This is a genomic window from Pedobacter sp. Leaf170 (assembly GCF_920984665.1).
GTDB lineage: Bacteria > Bacteroidota > Bacteroidia > Sphingobacteriales > Sphingobacteriaceae > Pedobacter.
Genome location: NZ_CAKLBP010000001.1, coordinates 418,990 through 434,422, shown reverse-complemented (window position 1 = coordinate 434,422; position 15,433 = coordinate 418,990). Strand labels below are relative to the sequence as shown.

Annotated in this window: 22 protein-coding genes and 1 tRNA gene; 4 read left to right on the top strand and 19 right to left on the bottom strand. The window is 35.6% G+C overall.

The features are described 5' to 3' along the window. Window positions 1–6: 6 nt before the first annotated feature. From LUA90_RS01970 to LUA90_RS01905, 14 genes are all read right to left on the bottom strand, one after another. A complete protein-coding gene (locus LUA90_RS01970; RefSeq protein WP_231489908.1) occupies window positions 7–1,083 on the bottom strand; it encodes a hypothetical protein in 1,077 nt (358 codons plus the stop codon). 2 nt (window positions 1,084–1,085) lie between these two features. Further along, entirely contained in the window at window positions 1,086–1,481 is a 396-nt protein-coding gene (locus LUA90_RS01965; RefSeq protein ID WP_231489907.1) for a hypothetical protein, read from the bottom strand. A 2-nt stretch (window positions 1,482–1,483) separates the two neighbouring features. Further along, complete coding sequence (locus LUA90_RS01960; RefSeq protein WP_231489906.1) at window positions 1,484–2,155, bottom strand: hypothetical protein; 672 nt, start codon at window positions 2,153–2,155, stop codon at window positions 1,484–1,486. Window positions 2,156–2,300: 145 nt separating this feature from the next. After that, the gene (locus LUA90_RS01955) at window positions 2,301–3,041 is read right to left on the bottom strand and encodes a hypothetical protein (RefSeq protein ID WP_231489905.1); all 741 of its coding nucleotides are present in this window, start codon (window positions 3,039–3,041) and stop codon (window positions 2,301–2,303) included. Between the two features lie 68 nt (window positions 3,042–3,109). Continuing rightward, window positions 3,110–3,343 carry a hypothetical protein gene (locus LUA90_RS01950; protein ID WP_231489904.1) on the bottom strand — a complete coding sequence of 78 codons (234 nt, stop codon included), beginning with the start codon at window positions 3,341–3,343 and terminating at the stop codon, window positions 3,110–3,112. Window positions 3,344–3,465: 122 nt separating this feature from the next. After that, window positions 3,466–3,539 (bottom strand) — tRNA-Met (locus LUA90_RS01945). Between the two features lie 42 nt (window positions 3,540–3,581). Beyond that, window positions 3,582–4,961 carry a phage portal protein gene (locus tag LUA90_RS01940; RefSeq protein WP_231489903.1) on the bottom strand — a complete coding sequence of 460 codons (1,380 nt, stop codon included), beginning with the start codon at window positions 4,959–4,961 and terminating at the stop codon, window positions 3,582–3,584. 9 nt (window positions 4,962–4,970) lie between these two features. Then, on the bottom strand, window positions 4,971–6,221 hold the full coding sequence (locus LUA90_RS01935; RefSeq protein WP_231489902.1) for a PBSX family phage terminase large subunit: 1,251 nt from the start codon (window positions 6,219–6,221) through the stop codon (window positions 4,971–4,973). 6 nt (window positions 6,222–6,227) lie between these two features. Beyond that, a complete protein-coding gene (locus tag LUA90_RS01930; RefSeq protein ID WP_231489901.1) occupies window positions 6,228–6,653 on the bottom strand; it encodes a hypothetical protein in 426 nt (141 codons plus the stop codon). Next, a complete protein-coding gene (locus LUA90_RS01925) occupies window positions 6,653–7,342 on the bottom strand; it encodes a hypothetical protein (protein WP_231489900.1) in 690 nt (229 codons plus the stop codon). Before LUA90_RS01925 ends, LUA90_RS01930 begins: the two co-directional genes overlap by 1 nt. Beyond that, window positions 7,342–8,016 (bottom strand): phosphoadenosine phosphosulfate reductase family protein, encoded by a 675-nt coding sequence (locus LUA90_RS01920; RefSeq protein ID WP_231489899.1) that lies wholly within the window; start codon window positions 8,014–8,016, stop codon window positions 7,342–7,344. The genes LUA90_RS01925 and LUA90_RS01920 overlap by 1 nt, the downstream gene beginning before the upstream one ends. A 175-nt stretch (window positions 8,017–8,191) precedes the next feature. Next, the gene (locus LUA90_RS01915; RefSeq protein ID WP_231489898.1) at window positions 8,192–8,509 is read right to left on the bottom strand and encodes a hypothetical protein; all 318 of its coding nucleotides are present in this window, start codon (window positions 8,507–8,509) and stop codon (window positions 8,192–8,194) included. A gap of 62 nt (window positions 8,510–8,571) precedes the next feature. After that, window positions 8,572–9,135, bottom strand: a complete 564-nt coding sequence (locus tag LUA90_RS01910; RefSeq protein WP_231489897.1) for a hypothetical protein — start codon at window positions 9,133–9,135, stop codon at window positions 8,572–8,574. A 173-nt stretch (window positions 9,136–9,308) separates the two neighbouring features. Then, the gene (locus tag LUA90_RS01905) at window positions 9,309–9,989 is read right to left on the bottom strand and encodes an LPD29 domain-containing protein (protein WP_231489896.1); all 681 of its coding nucleotides are present in this window, start codon (window positions 9,987–9,989) and stop codon (window positions 9,309–9,311) included. Between the two features lie 119 nt (window positions 9,990–10,108). On the opposite strand from LUA90_RS01905, the gene LUA90_RS01900 reads away from it, so the two are divergent. From LUA90_RS01900 to LUA90_RS01890, 3 genes are all read left to right on the top strand, one after another. Continuing rightward, window positions 10,109–10,348 (top strand): hypothetical protein, encoded by a 240-nt coding sequence (locus tag LUA90_RS01900; protein WP_231489895.1) that lies wholly within the window; start codon window positions 10,109–10,111, stop codon window positions 10,346–10,348. Next, window positions 10,338–11,057: a hypothetical protein gene (locus tag LUA90_RS01895; protein ID WP_231489894.1), complete on the top strand. Its 720-nt coding sequence runs from the start codon at window positions 10,338–10,340 to the stop codon at window positions 11,055–11,057. The genes LUA90_RS01900 and LUA90_RS01895 overlap by 11 nt, the downstream gene beginning before the upstream one ends. Before the next feature lie 103 nt (window positions 11,058–11,160). Next, the gene (locus tag LUA90_RS01890; RefSeq protein WP_231489893.1) at window positions 11,161–11,991 is read left to right on the top strand and encodes a hypothetical protein; all 831 of its coding nucleotides are present in this window, start codon (window positions 11,161–11,163) and stop codon (window positions 11,989–11,991) included. Window positions 11,992–12,153: 162 nt separating this feature from the next. Here LUA90_RS01890 and LUA90_RS01885 read toward each other — a convergent pair whose 3' ends face one another. From LUA90_RS01885 to LUA90_RS01870, 4 genes are all read right to left on the bottom strand, one after another. Beyond that, the gene (locus tag LUA90_RS01885; protein ID WP_231489892.1) at window positions 12,154–12,351 is read right to left on the bottom strand and encodes a hypothetical protein; all 198 of its coding nucleotides are present in this window, start codon (window positions 12,349–12,351) and stop codon (window positions 12,154–12,156) included. Then, entirely contained in the window at window positions 12,335–12,805 is a 471-nt protein-coding gene (locus LUA90_RS01880) for a hypothetical protein (protein ID WP_231489891.1), read from the bottom strand. Before LUA90_RS01880 ends, LUA90_RS01885 begins: the two co-directional genes overlap by 17 nt. A gap of 47 nt (window positions 12,806–12,852) precedes the next feature. After that, complete coding sequence (locus LUA90_RS01875; RefSeq protein ID WP_231489890.1) at window positions 12,853–13,368, bottom strand: hypothetical protein; 516 nt, start codon at window positions 13,366–13,368, stop codon at window positions 12,853–12,855. Between the two features lie 630 nt (window positions 13,369–13,998). Beyond that, entirely contained in the window at window positions 13,999–14,358 is a 360-nt protein-coding gene (locus LUA90_RS01870) for a hypothetical protein (protein ID WP_231489889.1), read from the bottom strand. Between the two features lie 42 nt (window positions 14,359–14,400). On the opposite strand from LUA90_RS01870, the gene LUA90_RS01865 reads away from it, so the two are divergent. After that, window positions 14,401–14,682: a hypothetical protein gene (locus LUA90_RS01865; protein ID WP_231489888.1), complete on the top strand. Its 282-nt coding sequence runs from the start codon at window positions 14,401–14,403 to the stop codon at window positions 14,680–14,682. Here LUA90_RS01865 and LUA90_RS01860 read toward each other — a convergent pair. Then, window positions 14,663–15,295, bottom strand: a complete 633-nt coding sequence (locus LUA90_RS01860) for a hypothetical protein (RefSeq protein ID WP_231489887.1) — start codon at window positions 15,293–15,295, stop codon at window positions 14,663–14,665. The genes LUA90_RS01865 and LUA90_RS01860 overlap by 20 nt on opposite strands. Window positions 15,296–15,433: the final 138 nt, after the last annotated feature.

The following is a 15,433-nucleotide window of genomic DNA, read 5'->3' as shown; positions in this document are numbered from 1 at the left end:
GATCGATTAAGCTTGAACAACCAAAGTATCTAATAAATAGATTTGGTCAACATTGTGAATAACTGGAACAACACGAGCTTGTGAGCTTGTAAACTCTGCTACAGATGGTTTGTTTAATACGTATTTTGAAACCAAAATAAAGTCATCAACCAAACTATAAGTAACATTTTTAGCAGGGTGATTAGTCTCTGCTAAAGTTGCCCAGATTAACGAACCAACTTCCAAAGAAGTCAAGAAAACTACTTTACCAGCAGACCAAGGTTTTACATTTGTTTTTACTCCGTTTTTCTCGAAGTTAACAGAACGCTCAACAATGATAATGTCCGCACCAGTTTCATCTTTGAAAGCTGAACTGAATTGAGCTGCGGTCGGGATAGTTTGTGTTGTACCAAAGTTTCCAATCGAAGTAGCGTGTAAAGCTTTACCCTCTACAGAGTTTCGCATTTGATTAAATGATGCTCTGTTCATCATAACGTAGTTGATTACGTTCCCTTTATCAGAAGCTGCCGAAATTACTCTTTGCGCATCTGAAACCGGTGTTGGCGAACCAGTCCAAACAACTGAAGCTCCAAACTTATTTGATGATAGATAACCATAATCTAAACGAACGCCTGTGCCAACGTTGTTGCTGTCAACTAACACTACACCAGTTGACAAACCTTGCAAGAATGTCGCCTCGTTTTGCTCATAAATACCGGTAATGCAACGTGGAGTATCTGCGAATAATTTCGCGATAATCTGCGCATCAGTTGCTTGTTTAGCAACTAAGGTATCTAATGCTGTTAATTGATTTTCATTCAGCTTCAATTCCATACCCATTTTAGGTATATCACCGTTTGCTGAACTTAATGCTGGTCTGGTTTTTAATGGCAAGCTTGAATCCATTGCCACGATATCAGCAGCAACAGTTACGTTGTCTGATAACAAGCTATTCCATTTACCGTCAACACTTTCTTCTTTACGAAGCATGGTGCGGTGTAAATATGATGCTTGACGGTCCTCACCGTTTAACGTTTCTACAACCCGAACAGTAATGCCAGGGAAAAACTTTTGAACCCATTTTATAAATAATGATTCTTCCATGATTAATCTGCTCTAAAGTCGATTAATGGCAATGCAGTCTTTACAGCAGATAAAATCGCTGTCATAGAGAATGGCGTTGCCAAATGATTTACGGTTCCTCTTACTAGAATTCCAGCAAAAGGCTTAGCTTTTAAAATTGAGGCAATTAATATACCTGCGTAGGTGTGACCCACTGGCAAAGTATCATAAACCGTATCGTTAGTTGCTAACGGCATTGGTTTGTAATTACCTGTAGACGTTTCTTTGATGATGACATGACCGGCTTTGATTGTGTCTGGGCCGAAATTTGTTACATCCAAAGTTGAACCTCCACGAATCGACTGAAAGTTGTCGACAATGACAATCGAATCATTAGCATTAATGACCGATGTGCCGGTGTTGTTAAGGTTTGCGTACATTTTTATACTTTTAGATTTGACATTACTGTATCAAGCTCCTCTTTCGTAGCCTGCTTTTTTGCATCTGCCGCTGTAATTACTCCTTGTCTAACTTTACCGTCAGATAGATTTTCAATCACCTCAGCTTGCTTCAAATCACCGAACGTTTTTTCTTTACGTTCTAAATAGCTATTAAAATGGTCATCATCTTTAAAAGTTATTTCTTCTAAATCGGCTAATAAGTCTGCTTTGAAAGCATCGTTAGCATCTTTAAATTTTTCTGATGCGATTGCTTTACGGTCAGATACCACTTTAGTTCCTTCAAATGCAGCAAGTTTATCGGTCAGTAATTTTTGACCATCTAAAATTGCTTTTATGTAAGGAGGAACATCATCTGGCAATTCTTCTGCCTTAGCTTTTCTCTCAGCTTCCGCTTTTTCAGCATCAATCTCAGCTTGAGTCTTTTCGCCATCTTTTTTAGTAGATAGCGTTCTAAGTTTATCATCCGTTTTTGCGATTTCCGCTAAAGGATTATATTTATCAAACGTTTTGATTGCGCCGTCAATGTCGGTTTCTTCAACAACTTCTTCATCCAATACGGTTGCGATTGTCTCGATACGTGTATTCGATAATCGTAGGCCTTTTGCTTTATTTTCAGCTTTAAGTGCTACAATGATTTCTTTTTTAAATGCCATGAATTTTCAGCTTGGTTTTGAGTGATAGCCTCGTTAGTATGCCTACTGTTGAGTGTATGCCTCGGATTAGGTCATAAAATTACCAATACACTAATTGCGATTAATTTTAAAAAGGTGCTAACAGATTGATTAACACAATTTGGGTTTATTTAAGATTATTATCTGTCATCCAATCGGGTTTTCTTTTTAGCCTGTTCAGCATTTTTCGATTGTCTTTTATATAATTTTTAATCGCTGGGTTGATTTCTGTAACCGGTTCAGAGAATTTAAAACTTTTATTTGTTCCATTTAAGATAGCATCTTCGTATTTATCATATTCAGCTTTTGATGGAAGCTTGGGTACACAGAAACAGATGCAGTTAACATGCCACTTGCGCCATATAAAACTTTTAGGATATTCACCCTTTAATAAATCGCATATATCGTACTTAGGGTGATTGTCGGCTAGCCTTACCTGAAAACCCGTAACAAATGGCAATGATTGGTACTTAATTATATCAGATTCCCTATATGCATCATTAACAACATTTCTTGTTAATCTAAAAGCATTTTTAAAACTCGACCGATATACACCCTGACCTGTATGATACTCTTTTGCAGCTTTTGATAAAACAAGCTTTGCATTGCCTTCTTTGTCAATAATTTTTACACGCCTGAACAGCTTATCCGGTTCCTGTAGATATTGCTTCTGGTCACGAGCCATAGCAGCTGCAGGCTTACCCTCGGAAACACCAGCATAAAGATTTTGCTCTATTTCTGAACGAAACTGATTTGTATATCTCCATACTCTATCCGAGAGTCCTAGACCTTTTGTTTTTCGGGTTAAGAAAGATTCTAGAGCCTTTTCTTGTGGGTCAAATATGATATTTGTTACAGCAGCTGACACATTGGATGCAGTGTATGTTTCCAGTATAATAGAACCATTTTTATTAACAGATTCATCCCATTCATACTTTACCCATTAACAAGCATAAGATTAAGCTCTTCACGAAAATTTATAAGAACCTCATCAATATGGTTTGAAAGAATAGGGTAGTCCGAAATTTTGAAATCACCATTTTTAAGTTTTAAACCAAAGGCTTTTTTGTAAATCTTATCAATTGTGTTTCGATAATGCTTAGAAACTTTTTTTTGAAGTTTACGAATGTTAGCCAGGTGCTTTGCTTCGTATTTTTCGTTTAAGTCCATACCAGAATAAAAAAAGGTTAAAAGTTGGAATTGAAAAAGCAAGATTGTTGTATAAAAAAGCAGGGGTGAACCACAACCCCTGCTAAATCAACCTAAACCTTCAACTAAACTATGAAAAGTAGATGCGGAGGCAAGACTCGAACTTGCGACCTCTGGGATATGAGCCCAACGAGCTACCAACTGCTACCACTCCGCAACACAAATGTACATTTTATTTCTTATGTACCAAATACGATTATTAAATCTCAGTCTCATCAATATTATCGACCTTGAGTCTATTCATTTCCTCTGTAGGGTCAGTCACAAGCGGGTTTTTAGATACAGCAGATTCAACACTCATGATAGCTTTTCCTCCAACAGCAGTTGATAATAAAGTAATGGTATCTAAATAGTCATCTGGCAACGGATTACCGAATACTATCGAGGTTTCAAGGGCATCAATATTCTTTGTAAACTTTCCACTTATATCACTTGCCTTCATTACATTTTTAATGTACGCTTTCAAGATGCTGATTTCTCTATCAATCATCTCTTCAAAATACCCTTGCTTAGACATTGCCTTAAGAATCGAACCATAGAAAGCCATTTCAATAGCTTTACCAGAAGTTAAGCCTAAAGAAGACATTTTATCCTGTGTCAAATCGGGAGTATCAGTTAAATAATGAATAAGCTCTTTTAAATCTTCTTTCTCATTAGCCACCATATCAACTGACATCTGCGGAAATAGATATTCTGCTTTTGCGCCTTGACCTTTTAGATGAACCACTTTGCCAACCGCTTGTTTATCTGGCAACGTAGGCAAAGCGTCAGCTGTAAGCACTAAAACTGGATCTGCTGAATAATCGTTCGTATCAGCACGTTTAGAAGTTAGCCACTCTCTACGTTCAATTAGCTCTTGAACATCCGCCCATTCTGGGGCATCCTGATTATAGATTACAACCGGGATTTTTTTAAGTGCATTTGGCTTAGTTTCTACATCCCAAGCTGTGGTTCCTTCCCGTTTGCAGGCATGATTGCTTTCAGCAGTATAAATATCAAAATGGCTAACAGTTATATTGCTTTTTTTGGTTTCATAACCTCTGGCAAACGCTTTTAAAGTTCCATACTCATCAAAATAACTATAAAGCTCATCACCTTTTGATGCAGAAAGCAGCAAGCATTTTATTTTAGTTGTGGTTTTATCTTCATCGGTAAATGGAACGAAAAGTTTAACGCACTCAGTCTCAGAAAACATTATCTCAGCACACTTCTGGTCTTTCGCTTTCATTCTCATTTCTTCACGAAGGTCAATCAATGTTTTATATACATCATCCGTAGTTTCATCACTGTCTTGAACAATTTTGATAGGCTTGCCAACCAAGAATGCAACTGCAGCTTGAACAATCTTCTTCTGGTAGGTGATTGGCAGCTTCCATTGTTTAATTGTTTCACGGGTAGCGGTTTCACCCTCGCCTTTGATTATTACCTTATCTACACGCTTCATAATAGCGTGTTTAGACTTATCATACTGCTCACGGGCAGCTGTGATACGTTTGCCATTCTCGCTGAAAAGTCCTTTTGCTTTATCAATTTCTTTTGAGGTGATTAGATCCTCGAGAGTAGTTTCTTTTTCTTCCATTTTATTTATCTATAAAAATCCTAAGCTTTCTTTGCTTGCATTGGTAAAATCATCACCCAAAAGAAAGCGAAGCGCATATCTCGTAGGGTCAATAGTATGGTTATAATCATCAATAGGTATTCCAGCTTTCTTATCATTCCATACGTAATTCTTAAGTTCCTTTTTAACGTTTGTGCTGCGTGGTGTTACAATCAGCTTAAAGCCTAACATAGCTGTAATTCCACCAGAAACGCTACCTGGTCCTTTATCACATTCGATGATGTTTAGGCCTTTTAAATTTAAGTCGCTTATTAAACGTGCTTCCGCTGAGTCGGCAACGATTAAGTCTGTGTAATTATCAATGTGTGCTTTGTTCAGTTCATATAAATCATCGGTACTGTTTGACTTACCAACTCCATAAAAACATTCGTCTATATACAGCAGCTTTCTCTTTTTATCAATGGCTACTTTTACAAGCGTATCTGGGTCAATTTTGAAACCATAATCTTGACCATAAACATAAGACAATGATTTATCAAACTCGCCTTCTTCCCAATTTTCAAATATTGCACCATCGCGAACATCCGCCCATCGGCCAATGATTTTATATTCATATTTAGTCGGTTGCTGTAATTTGATTAACGCTACCTCATCAAGAAATTGCTGGCTTAAGTTATCAATGTTGTCTAAATATGTTGTGTGAATATGGCAAACGCTTGGATGTGTGCTGATTTGTACTGGTATACCATCAAAATAAACTATTTTATGAGTGTTCTCAATGTACTTTTTATAGATAAAATGCTCTGCATCTGTCGGATTCAAAACTAGAATAACCCTGTTCTGCATGTTTTTCTGACGAATAGAGAGCATAAGCGTATCGTAATCAACTTCACTTTGCCATTCTTCCATTTCATCGCCAACAAAGGTTGTCAAACCTTGGATAGACTTAAGCTTTGCAGTTTGGTTGCCGGAACTGGTTTTAATACCTCTGAATTTAATTACAGAACCAGATTCTTTATTGACAATTTCATCTTTGGTAACTTTAAAACTATCCAGCTCATCTTCCAACTCAATCTTTTCAATGAACTCTGGTATTACAGACAAGTTTGCACTGGTCATGGTGTACCTACTGTAAAGCATAATGTGATTAGCCTCGTAGGAAAGCCTTTTAACAAACGTGGAAACGTTAAAAGATTTGGCCGAACCTCTACCACCTGTAACAAGTATTATAAACTTCTCAGTTTCGTAAAGAGGGTCGTAAACTTCCTGAGTGTCAATCACAATTTGTTACTTTTTATTATCTTTCTTCTTTTCAGCTCGTTTTTTTCGACTCTCTTCAAGCCATTTTTTAATTGGAACATCAGCTTTCTCACTTATTTCAACCTCGACTTTGCTGTCTGATAAACCTCGGTGTTTGCCTCGAGTCTTCTCAAACCAGATTATCATACTTTCTGAGGGGCGTTCAATCCAGCCGATAAAGTTGCCTTCAGGATCTTTCTTCATTAGGCCTCTAATTAATATCATTTGCTGACTCTCGGTAAAATCTAGCAGACTTTCCCTAACGTCATCGTAGGCTTGCTTATATTTAGGGCCTTTCATCCACGCATATACTGTTTTACGCTCTACATCGAATGCCTTTGCTATACTGGAAATGTTACCGGCTTTAGCTTCACAAACTTTCTTGAAAGAATCGACTGTGGGTTTCTTGGCCATTATAATTTATCTGCGAAAATTTCACCTTTAATAAACTTTTCAGAAGGATTAAAGCCAAAACGCTCAAGAAATTCGGCTTTGTTCTCAAAGCTATCGAATGACAAAGTGAAGAAAGGGTCACCCTGAAATTTATTGATAGTGTTTTCTTTTTGCTGAGCTTTCATGTCCTTAATCATCTGCTTGCGCTCTTCATAAGGACGTTCCATTTCTTTGATATCTTCTTTAACCTCGTCATTGCCGCCAAAATCGAAAGCTGGTGACTCAGCTGCAATCATGTTTAAGTCAAACTCGTCTAATCCTGCGAGGTCGTAATCGATACCATCGAGCATATTGCCTAAAAGAACATTATCAAGTTCTGTTCTTGATTTTGTTTGAAAAATGTTCTGTTCCTTTTCAGTTTTGAGGTCAAGTTCAACCATTTCGACTTTCAAATCGTAGTCGGTTTTTGTGGTACCGTCATAATGGTGAATACTGTCTAATGTTTGGACACGCTTATGCCCATCAATCAAATTTCCCGTTGCCTTATTCCAGATTACACCACCAAGAAAGCCAACACTTTTTATGTTACGCTTAATTTGTGCCTTTTGCGCATCCGTATGATTCTTTGGGTTGTAAACGGCAAAATTAACCTGTGAACGTTTTATGGTTACGGTTTCAGATTGCTTGTATAAAGGTTTTTTATCTGCCATTATTGGTTTAGGTATTCGAAGACAATTATCTCGGCTTCGGGAAATTTTTTAATAATTTTCTGGTAATCCTCTGGGTAGTTTTTGTAGCACCACAAGACAAAATCTTTATTCTCAACAGCTGTACCCTGGCTTTGTGCAGTGCCGTAGGCGATAGGTTTAATCAGGTTTTTAGCTTGAATGTATTTAAGCACATCTTTATTCTTCCATTCAGATAGGGGATAAGCCTTTTTAGTTGGTGAATTGATAATGTTATCTTCATACGTTCGAAGCATCAACCTTCTATTCATACTGTCAGATTGTTTGAAGCCCATAATGGTCCACTCACATCCGCTATAAATTCTTGCACGCTCGTTTATGTCTGAAAGAGAAAGCAACTTCTGCTTAACATCTTTCTTAATACCCATGTGGCCAGTTTTGATATAGCTGCTTAGTGCATAATGCGGAAACTCAATAAACTTTACACCCGGGTATCTAACCTTTGCCCACTCAATATATTTTTTGATGTGAATCAAATCTTTAACGATGTACATGTACACGCAAGTGATTTGCTTGAAATGTGGGTAGCATAAATCAAGTAAACAAATTGAATCTTTACCAGCTGCAGAATGAAATAAAATCAGATTATCGCTTTGCGATGCAATCTTACGAATTGAATTGATAGTTTTTTGAAGCATAACAAAATAAGGGAGAACGCTAAGCGAACCCCCTTTTTTAAATGATTAACGCCTGCGGAAAAAATTCCTAACGGCACCGGCTGCTCTCTGAATAAAATTTCTTCGAGGTGCTGGTGCAGAGGCTGCTCTTTGACCTTCTGCCATGATTTAGAATATTAAGTAAAAAATTAAACAATTAATTTTGCTTTAAAACTTTGCCTAGCTCGATAGTAAAACACTCATCACCCTTCTTAAAACCTTCGGGTATTACGTTTTCAAACGTATCGATAAAGATGCCCTTAACTTCAATGATTGCCCATTTGCGATCTTTTGCATAACCAACAGCCAGGCGAATGCTTTTGATTGGCTTCATGCCGGTAAACTCTTCACCTTTAAACATGCAAAACCTACTGATATAGTATTCAGATAAGCTTCGATATTCTTCAGTTTTTTTACCTGCGATTATCTCATCAAAGAATTGCTTTTCAATTATGAGCGTTAAAGGTTCTTGCATAATTAATGTAAAAATATAAATTTTATTACCAATATACCAAATACTAATATTTTAAGCCAAAATTAATTTGGCTTTTGCATTAACCGTTTATCTTTCGGTAACACAAGACCAGGTTTGTTTTTTTCACAAGGTTTAGGTTTTTGCTTTTCACACGCAGTAACGCCGATTAATAAAATTAAGGCGATTGATAAGAATTGTTTCATGTTTTTTGATTTAAAGTTTAACAATATATTCTGCCAGATTGAAATTGACGGTAATTTCACCACTGGGGGCTTAATTCGTTTTTTATAGGTTCTTTTAGCTTTGATTGGTTTGATTGTGATAGGGGCAATGGGCTTTGCTGGCGAAAAGTAAAAGAAACGCTCTTTTGCAGGCATTAAAGAATCAAATTTTCTTTTAATGTCAAATGCATCTTTGAATGAACATTTAAACGTGTCGATTTCGATACATTTAGTTTCTTGAGTAAACTCATAATTAAGTTTATGCAGCTTCTTTTCATTTGCAAGCTGCTCTGATTTAAAGAAGCTCATGTACATGTTCAATTCGATTTGCTCAACATAGTGTTTGCAAATAGCCTGGTAAATGGCGGTGTTAAGTTGATTTTGCATTTTAAAATTTCTTTTCAATTAGTTCGAGTCTATCTGATAAAATCTTATCATTTGGGTTGTTTGTAGCGTCTAAGGCTTGCATTGCAATAACTAAAGCACGCCTGATGTCTTCGATTTCTTTTGCACTTAAATACATAATTCTGCGAATGATGGTAAATGCCTCGCTTGGTTCTAAGCGAGGCTGTAATAATTTAGAATTTTTTAAACCATGAAATTATTTTACCGAAAATGTTCGGCTTTATAGTTACTTCAATTTGTTTTGCTGGTTTGTCCGTTTTAACATCGACTATTTTCTTAGCTACAACTTGAGCTGGTTTAATATCTTTCAAATTTTCATAACTGAAAGTGTAGATATCTTCAAACATGCCACAATCTTTTTCTTTGTTAATGCAAGCAATAATTTTAATATCGTCACTTTCAAAGCTCATTTTGTTGATAATGCGGTAAGCATAATCTGAAACACTAGACTTATCGTTTTCGTAAACTTTTGACCAATAACCTTCATACTCAACATTGAATTTTTCACAAATCAATTTTGCCGCTTCTTCAATAACCGGTGTTCTACGTGATGTAGAAATGTATTTTACAGTAGGCTGAACTTTGATGTTACCATCTTTATCAACCTCATAACTATCCGCGTTATATTCATAAATATCTTCATAGCTATTAAAGCTACCACCCTGAAACCTTTTTATTAAGGCGTTAACTTCGTTTTCTGTAGGGCCAAATGACCATTTTACAGAAACGCTATCGCCGCCACTAAAAATATCACTCTTAACTGAGAACTTGATACCTTTAAAGTTGCTTGTTAATAATTTTTTAACTGTTTTGCTAACGATAGATGCTTCGGTTGGTTGTCTTTTTGCTTTCATGATTATAATTGCTAATTGTATAGAACAAATATATAACGATTGTAATATACAATTGTCATGCAATAGTCATATATAACAAAAGTATTATATCGTTTTATTTTTTCTTTATTTTTGCTTTTATGAATTCAGAAGATTTGAAAGTAATACTAAATAACCCTTTGATAAACACATCTGCTTTTGCAGCAAAGATGTTTCCAACCAACACGCCGGCCAGCGCAAAGACCAGGCTTCACAATAAACTTAAAGAAAATGTTGCTGGAAGTGGAAAGCAAAGATTGACTGATGAGGATATTGCTGCTGCGAACAAAATACTTAAGGAATTAGTGAGTGAAATTAATGTTAAAACCAATGAAAGTTAAAATAAAAAATGTCTGGATCTTTCAGCTTCTCGGTTTTGCAGCTGCCGTATTTATCATTACGTTATTATTAATTGTTCTATTCAGCCTACCTTCTTTCCGAACCGAATTCAATTTAAATAGTGACTCCATTGTCAAAATCGCAACGATAATAGCAGGCATATCTAGCCCGGTTGTTGGTATAATTTCGGGTTATTTAATTTACATAACTTTAAATAGACAGACTGAATCCAATAACGATCAACGAGAAAAGAATGATACCGACATAATATTTCTTATGTTTAATCAAATGGAGGTTGAGTACAACAATTTTCGATTAACAATTAATCCATTTGGTCAAACACCTGAAAAGAATTATTACGGCTATGAAGCTCTAACGAGATATGCTAATATGTATCGCAAAACTAACTTAGTTGAGCTTTACGAACAGTTTGCGAAGGATACCAAATCTGATAGTATTATATATTTGACAGCTTCTTACGATTTAATTTTTATAAAAATTAAAGAATCATCAATTCCAGATAAGAACAAAGCTTTCTTGTTTAAGAAAATGTATTTCTTTTTCTTGCTAAAATTGGAACCTCCATTGAGTGCGATATACAACATGGCGAAAGCCAGTTTGGAAAGCAAAGGCCTAGAAAAAAACTGGATTACTATTTTTTATGAAAAATATCATGACATTGATTTGCCTGGTAATAATATGTCGGCGTAGCATTATTATCTAATTGTTTCTTAAGTCTACACTTAACATTGTGTTGTCAAATATTTTTTTTTGTGTGAAAAAAAATACATTTTAGCAGACTAAAAAATCTAAAATGGCAGCCGACTCTCAAAAACCAACTACTAAGCCAAAATGTGGCATTGTTATGCCTATATCTGGCATGGACGAATTATCATCTGAACACTGGAAGGAAGTTAAAGGACTTATAGTTGAGTGTGCTGAAGAATGCGGGTATGTTAGCGACCTTGTAAGTGCTGCCGATTTCAGCGGAGTTATCCAGAAAAGAATAGTACAAAATCTTTATCAAAATGACCTGGTGATTTGCGATGTGAGCATGCAAAATGCGAACGTGATGTTTGAGTTGGGATTAAGACTTGCTTTTGATAAGGCAACAATTGTGATAGTAGATGACGAAACAAAGATTTCTTTTGATACTTCACCAATTGAGCACATTATCTATCCAAGAGATTTGAGGCATGGCAAAATTCTATTGTTTAAGGAAAAGCTTAAGGCTCTTATCATCGGTACTGCTGCTAAGTCTAAAGAACCAGGTTACTCGACGTTTTTAAAAGATTTTGGAACCTTTGAAGTAAAAGGTTTAGAAACTCAAAACGTTCAATTTTCAGATTATGTTCAGACGTCGCTAGAGAAATTGACTTCTCAAGTGTCAACACTTATAACACAATCATCAGATAAGGCAAAGGAGCTTGAAAATGATAATACTTTAGAAAGAGTTAAAACTGTTGTAAATAGCGCTATTGCCGCCTACTTGAAAGATAACTTAAGTATTAATTCAATATCAGATACAGAAGCCATTGATGCTGACATCCGTAGAAAGCTGAATGTGAGAGGCATCAATCCTGCTAGAGTTCCATATAGAGATATTATGATGAATAGTATACAGTTTTTTAAAGATTTAGGTTGAAGTAATTAACCCTCATTTCAAGTATTTTCTATACAATTCAATGCCGATATATCCAATCCAGATTGTTAAGGATATCCAGCCAATAAAAAATGTTATGCTTTCTGGTTTGCTTTTTATCCAAATAAAAAACAGTAAACTAAAAACTATTAGTGACTTAAACATTTATTGTCCGTGGTGAGTTAATACTTCATCAATAGCGTTTTGGATATCTGCAACAATCACCGGTGAATTAACGCCGTCAATTGATACCTGAATACCAGGTAAGCTAGTTGTAACACCGGTGCGAACATCACCTTTAAGATAAGCTTCGCTAGTCTTTTCCCTATCGATTGGGTATTTAGGTTTAATTTTCTTTGCCATGATTGAAAAAGTTAAATTCTTTATTGATTAAATCGTAAAGCCTGTAAACTTCTATCTTGAAGTCTTTATAAATTTTGATTAATGTAACCGCATCATTTGCGGAAACTGTAATGCTGCGGATATGTGAGCCTGTTAAATCGCTGACCATCTTGCTTAAGCCAATTGTTTCTTTTCTGGTAATGTTGCAAAGCCTTTCAGGATTGTAGAAAAGCAATACAAGCGCCATTAAAAGCTTTCGGTTCTGGCTGGTTTTGCGTTTATAACTCGGGTTAGAAAAGTCTTCGGCATTAATTTGCTTTTCCCTATTAAAAACCTGAATTATTGAAGCAAGCTTTGTTAAATCTGTTAAACGATGTTCTGGCAATGCTATTGAAATATCGCTGGTAATCTTATCAATTACCTCTGGATAACTCTTTCGCAAAACTTGAACAATTGCTTTGTCGCTTAACTGCATAGTGTAAAATTAAATAAAATATTACCAATAATCCAAATACGATTATTTTAATGCAATTTTTTATGCTCGATTGCAGATTTAATAAGATTAATCGTTTCAGATGTTTGCATTTGCTCAGGGCTTCTGCTGATTACAGTCCAACCAAGTGAGGCTGCCAGCGCTGATTTATCCATATCACGTTGAATGCCTTTACCTGAACTGTGACCACTATTGCCTTTAGCCCAAATACCGCCGTTTTGTTCAATAGCAATCTTAAATTTAGGAATTGTATAATCGAATCGGTACTGGCGTTCAGTTGAAAAAAAGAACTCTGGCCAAACATCAACCTTCAAATCAGTTTCAAGCAGCATGATAAACATATCACGTTGCTTAGCCTTGTTCCTGATGTTTCTTTCATCATTCACATCACCTGTTTTTATAAGATTCTTTCCTCTTGACTTTTTTTGCGGTACCGGCAGGTTTAAGGTTGGAACTTGAGATGGTGGGTACAAAACATTGTTATATTCCACATAGCCTTTTTGCAAACATTCTTTGTAAATGGCTTTAGCAATTTGAGGTTTCATCGGTCAGTGGTTCTGGCTTTTAATGTTAAATTAATATTAAGGAGTTCAAAACTTTTCAACAATTAGACTTTACTAACATTGTTAATTTATTGATATTAAGTGTTTTAGGTTTTTAGCTTAGGTCCGATAAACTGTACTAATCATGGATGATAACTAAAACGCAAAAAAGTATTGTTTAAGCTTCGTATATTTGTTTCAACAGGAAGCTAATAAAAAAAGCACCTGCAAGTGCTTTAGTTTTCTTTGCCAAGAAAGATGTGCCTAAATGTAAGCTTTGCAAGGCTTCCAGTTCAGCTAACAGAAACATTAAACCCGCAAGTTTAATGGTAAACCCTGAAGTTCCAGCTTCGGGGCTTTTTTTTGTCTATACAAATATAGTTAGCTAGCCGGCAAAAAATAAAATAAATTATATATCAGAAATCAACATTTTAAATAACTGATAATCAATATTATAATTTGAAAAATGCAAACATTTTAATCAATAATGTTAATAAGCGTTGCTTCTCGTATTTACTGTTTGTATGTTTTTCTGCTTATTTTCCTTCTCTTCTTGCTTGTTCTATAGCTTCTGCATTTGGTTCTCATCATCTGTTTACAGCTGCTTTTGTTCTTTCTTCTGTTGATGTTTCTCTACAGTACTTTCTTCTTTCTGAACTTACCATCTCCATTACCTGCCAACTCTGAAACTCTGGCTGATGATGCTTTCTTGGTTTTGGTAAACTCAGTATACATTTCATTGAATCTTCCTTCTCGCTCTGCATCTATCCATTCAGCTGCTTCAAATTTCTTTATCACATGCTTGCCGTAGATTGTCATGAAAAACACTATTAACGGTTCTTCTGTACTGGCATCGGTAAAATCAACGTCACTATAAAACTTTGAAAGGTTAGCTTTAATTTTATTTCTAAGCGATGTGTATTCTTCAACAGAAACATAGATATCATCGCCGCTAATCCTCCTTATCCTGAATTTTTTATCATCTGTTTCCATAGTCAACAATTTACAAAAATTATTCCATTTTATTCATAAAACATGTACCTTGAAAGCATTGATATAAAAGACATAGAAACCAATCTTGGATCGTTCGACCCAACTAGTAGAGAAATGCTGGCAGCAATTCTAAATTTATCTATAACCAACAGTGCCACACTGGAAGCTATACTTAATCTGCAGATTGATATTCTTTCCTCTCGAGGTGGTAGAGACGAGCTTTCTGAAAAGGTGGTTCAAGGCATTCACAAAAGAGTTATTGCCATACAAGCGAATATTGTAAGCGGCTTTGGTAGCGATGATGCTAGCGAAGACGATTCATAACATCATTAATCTGCTTTTCTACGTTTTCAGATAGTTGGTTATTCCTTTTGAATTGCCATAGCATATTCAAAGCCTCTATATTACGCCAGAAATATTTCTTCATCAGCTGCGGTGTGAAGTTATTAACCTGTTTGTGTAGAAATTGTGCTTTTTTAACAATTTGGTATTTAGGCCTCATCATGTCGGTGTTTTGAACATAAATCAAACCGGCATAGTCTGGCACCTCTTCAACTGGAATAACACCTTCAGGACATGCAAAGTAGAATTTATTTGGTAGTTTGTCAGCTGGTTTAACAAATGTTATGTAAGAACTTTTCTCAACTCTTTCTCGTTTTCCTGTTAACTCGTTAAGTACAAAATCGTGCTCGACAAAGTGAAATTTACACAAAGCTTCTTTTCTAAAGTTGGCAAACATTTTATGTTTTTCAGGTTTGTGTGTAAAGTCTTTTTTAAAATCAGCTCTAGTTAACTTTACTTCGACTTCAAGACTATAGCCCGACTTGCTGATGGCGAAGAAATCTGACTCCCAATCAAACAAGTAGCTATTGAAAAGCTTGTGCTCATAGTTCATGAACAAATCTTTAACAGAGTGATGAATTTCACGTGTTGTCATAAATTTTACTATTTTTAATTGTCGGATTGATTAACGGGTAAGAAATTGCTGAATAATTATTCCACTACTGTAGGGTGGCATCCTAACTTTAGTCTTTGTAACGAACGATAGCTACATGCAACGACAACGTGAAAAATT

Excerpts from the sequence above, each read along its gene's own strand:
- LUA90_RS01970 (WP_231489908.1), bottom strand. The coding sequence starts at position 1,083 with ATGGAAGAATCATTATTTATAAAATGGGTTCAAAAGTTTTTCCCTGGC.
- LUA90_RS01965 (WP_231489907.1), bottom strand. The coding sequence starts at position 1,481 with ATGTACGCAAACCTTAACAACACCGGCACATCGGTCATTAATGCTAAT.
- LUA90_RS01960 (WP_231489906.1), bottom strand. The coding sequence starts at position 2,155 with ATGGCATTTAAAAAAGAAATCATTGTAGCACTTAAAGCTGAAAATAAA.
- LUA90_RS01950 (WP_231489904.1), bottom strand. The coding sequence starts at position 3,343 with ATGGACTTAAACGAAAAATACGAAGCAAAGCACCTGGCTAACATTCGT.
- LUA90_RS01940 (WP_231489903.1), bottom strand. The coding sequence starts at position 4,961 with ATGGAAGAAAAAGAAACTACTCTCGAGGATCTAATCACCTCAAAAGAA.
- LUA90_RS01930 (WP_231489901.1), bottom strand. The coding sequence starts at position 6,653 with ATGGCCAAGAAACCCACAGTCGATTCTTTCAAGAAAGTTTGTGAAGCT.
- LUA90_RS01925 (WP_231489900.1), bottom strand. The coding sequence starts at position 7,342 with ATGGCAGATAAAAAACCTTTATACAAGCAATCTGAAACCGTAACCATA.
- LUA90_RS01920 (WP_231489899.1), bottom strand. The coding sequence starts at position 8,016 with ATGCTTCAAAAAACTATCAATTCAATTCGTAAGATTGCATCGCAAAGC.
- LUA90_RS01915 (WP_231489898.1), bottom strand. The coding sequence starts at position 8,509 with ATGCAAGAACCTTTAACGCTCATAATTGAAAAGCAATTCTTTGATGAG.
- LUA90_RS01905 (WP_231489896.1), bottom strand. The coding sequence starts at position 9,989 with ATGAAAGCAAAAAGACAACCAACCGAAGCATCTATCGTTAGCAAAACA.
- LUA90_RS01900 (WP_231489895.1), top strand. The coding sequence starts at position 10,109 with ATGAATTCAGAAGATTTGAAAGTAATACTAAATAACCCTTTGATAAAC.
- LUA90_RS01895 (WP_231489894.1), top strand. The coding sequence starts at position 10,338 with ATGAAAGTTAAAATAAAAAATGTCTGGATCTTTCAGCTTCTCGGTTTT.
- LUA90_RS01890 (WP_231489893.1), top strand. The coding sequence starts at position 11,161 with ATGGCAGCCGACTCTCAAAAACCAACTACTAAGCCAAAATGTGGCATT.
- LUA90_RS01885 (WP_231489892.1), bottom strand. The coding sequence starts at position 12,351 with ATGGCAAAGAAAATTAAACCTAAATACCCAATCGATAGGGAAAAGACT.
- LUA90_RS01880 (WP_231489891.1), bottom strand. The coding sequence starts at position 12,805 with ATGCAGTTAAGCGACAAAGCAATTGTTCAAGTTTTGCGAAAGAGTTAT.
- LUA90_RS01875 (WP_231489890.1), bottom strand. The coding sequence starts at position 13,368 with ATGAAACCTCAAATTGCTAAAGCCATTTACAAAGAATGTTTGCAAAAA.
- LUA90_RS01870 (WP_231489889.1), bottom strand. The coding sequence starts at position 14,358 with ATGGAAACAGATGATAAAAAATTCAGGATAAGGAGGATTAGCGGCGAT.
- LUA90_RS01865 (WP_231489888.1), top strand. The coding sequence starts at position 14,401 with ATGTACCTTGAAAGCATTGATATAAAAGACATAGAAACCAATCTTGGA.
- LUA90_RS01860 (WP_231489887.1), bottom strand. The coding sequence starts at position 15,295 with ATGACAACACGTGAAATTCATCACTCTGTTAAAGATTTGTTCATGAAC.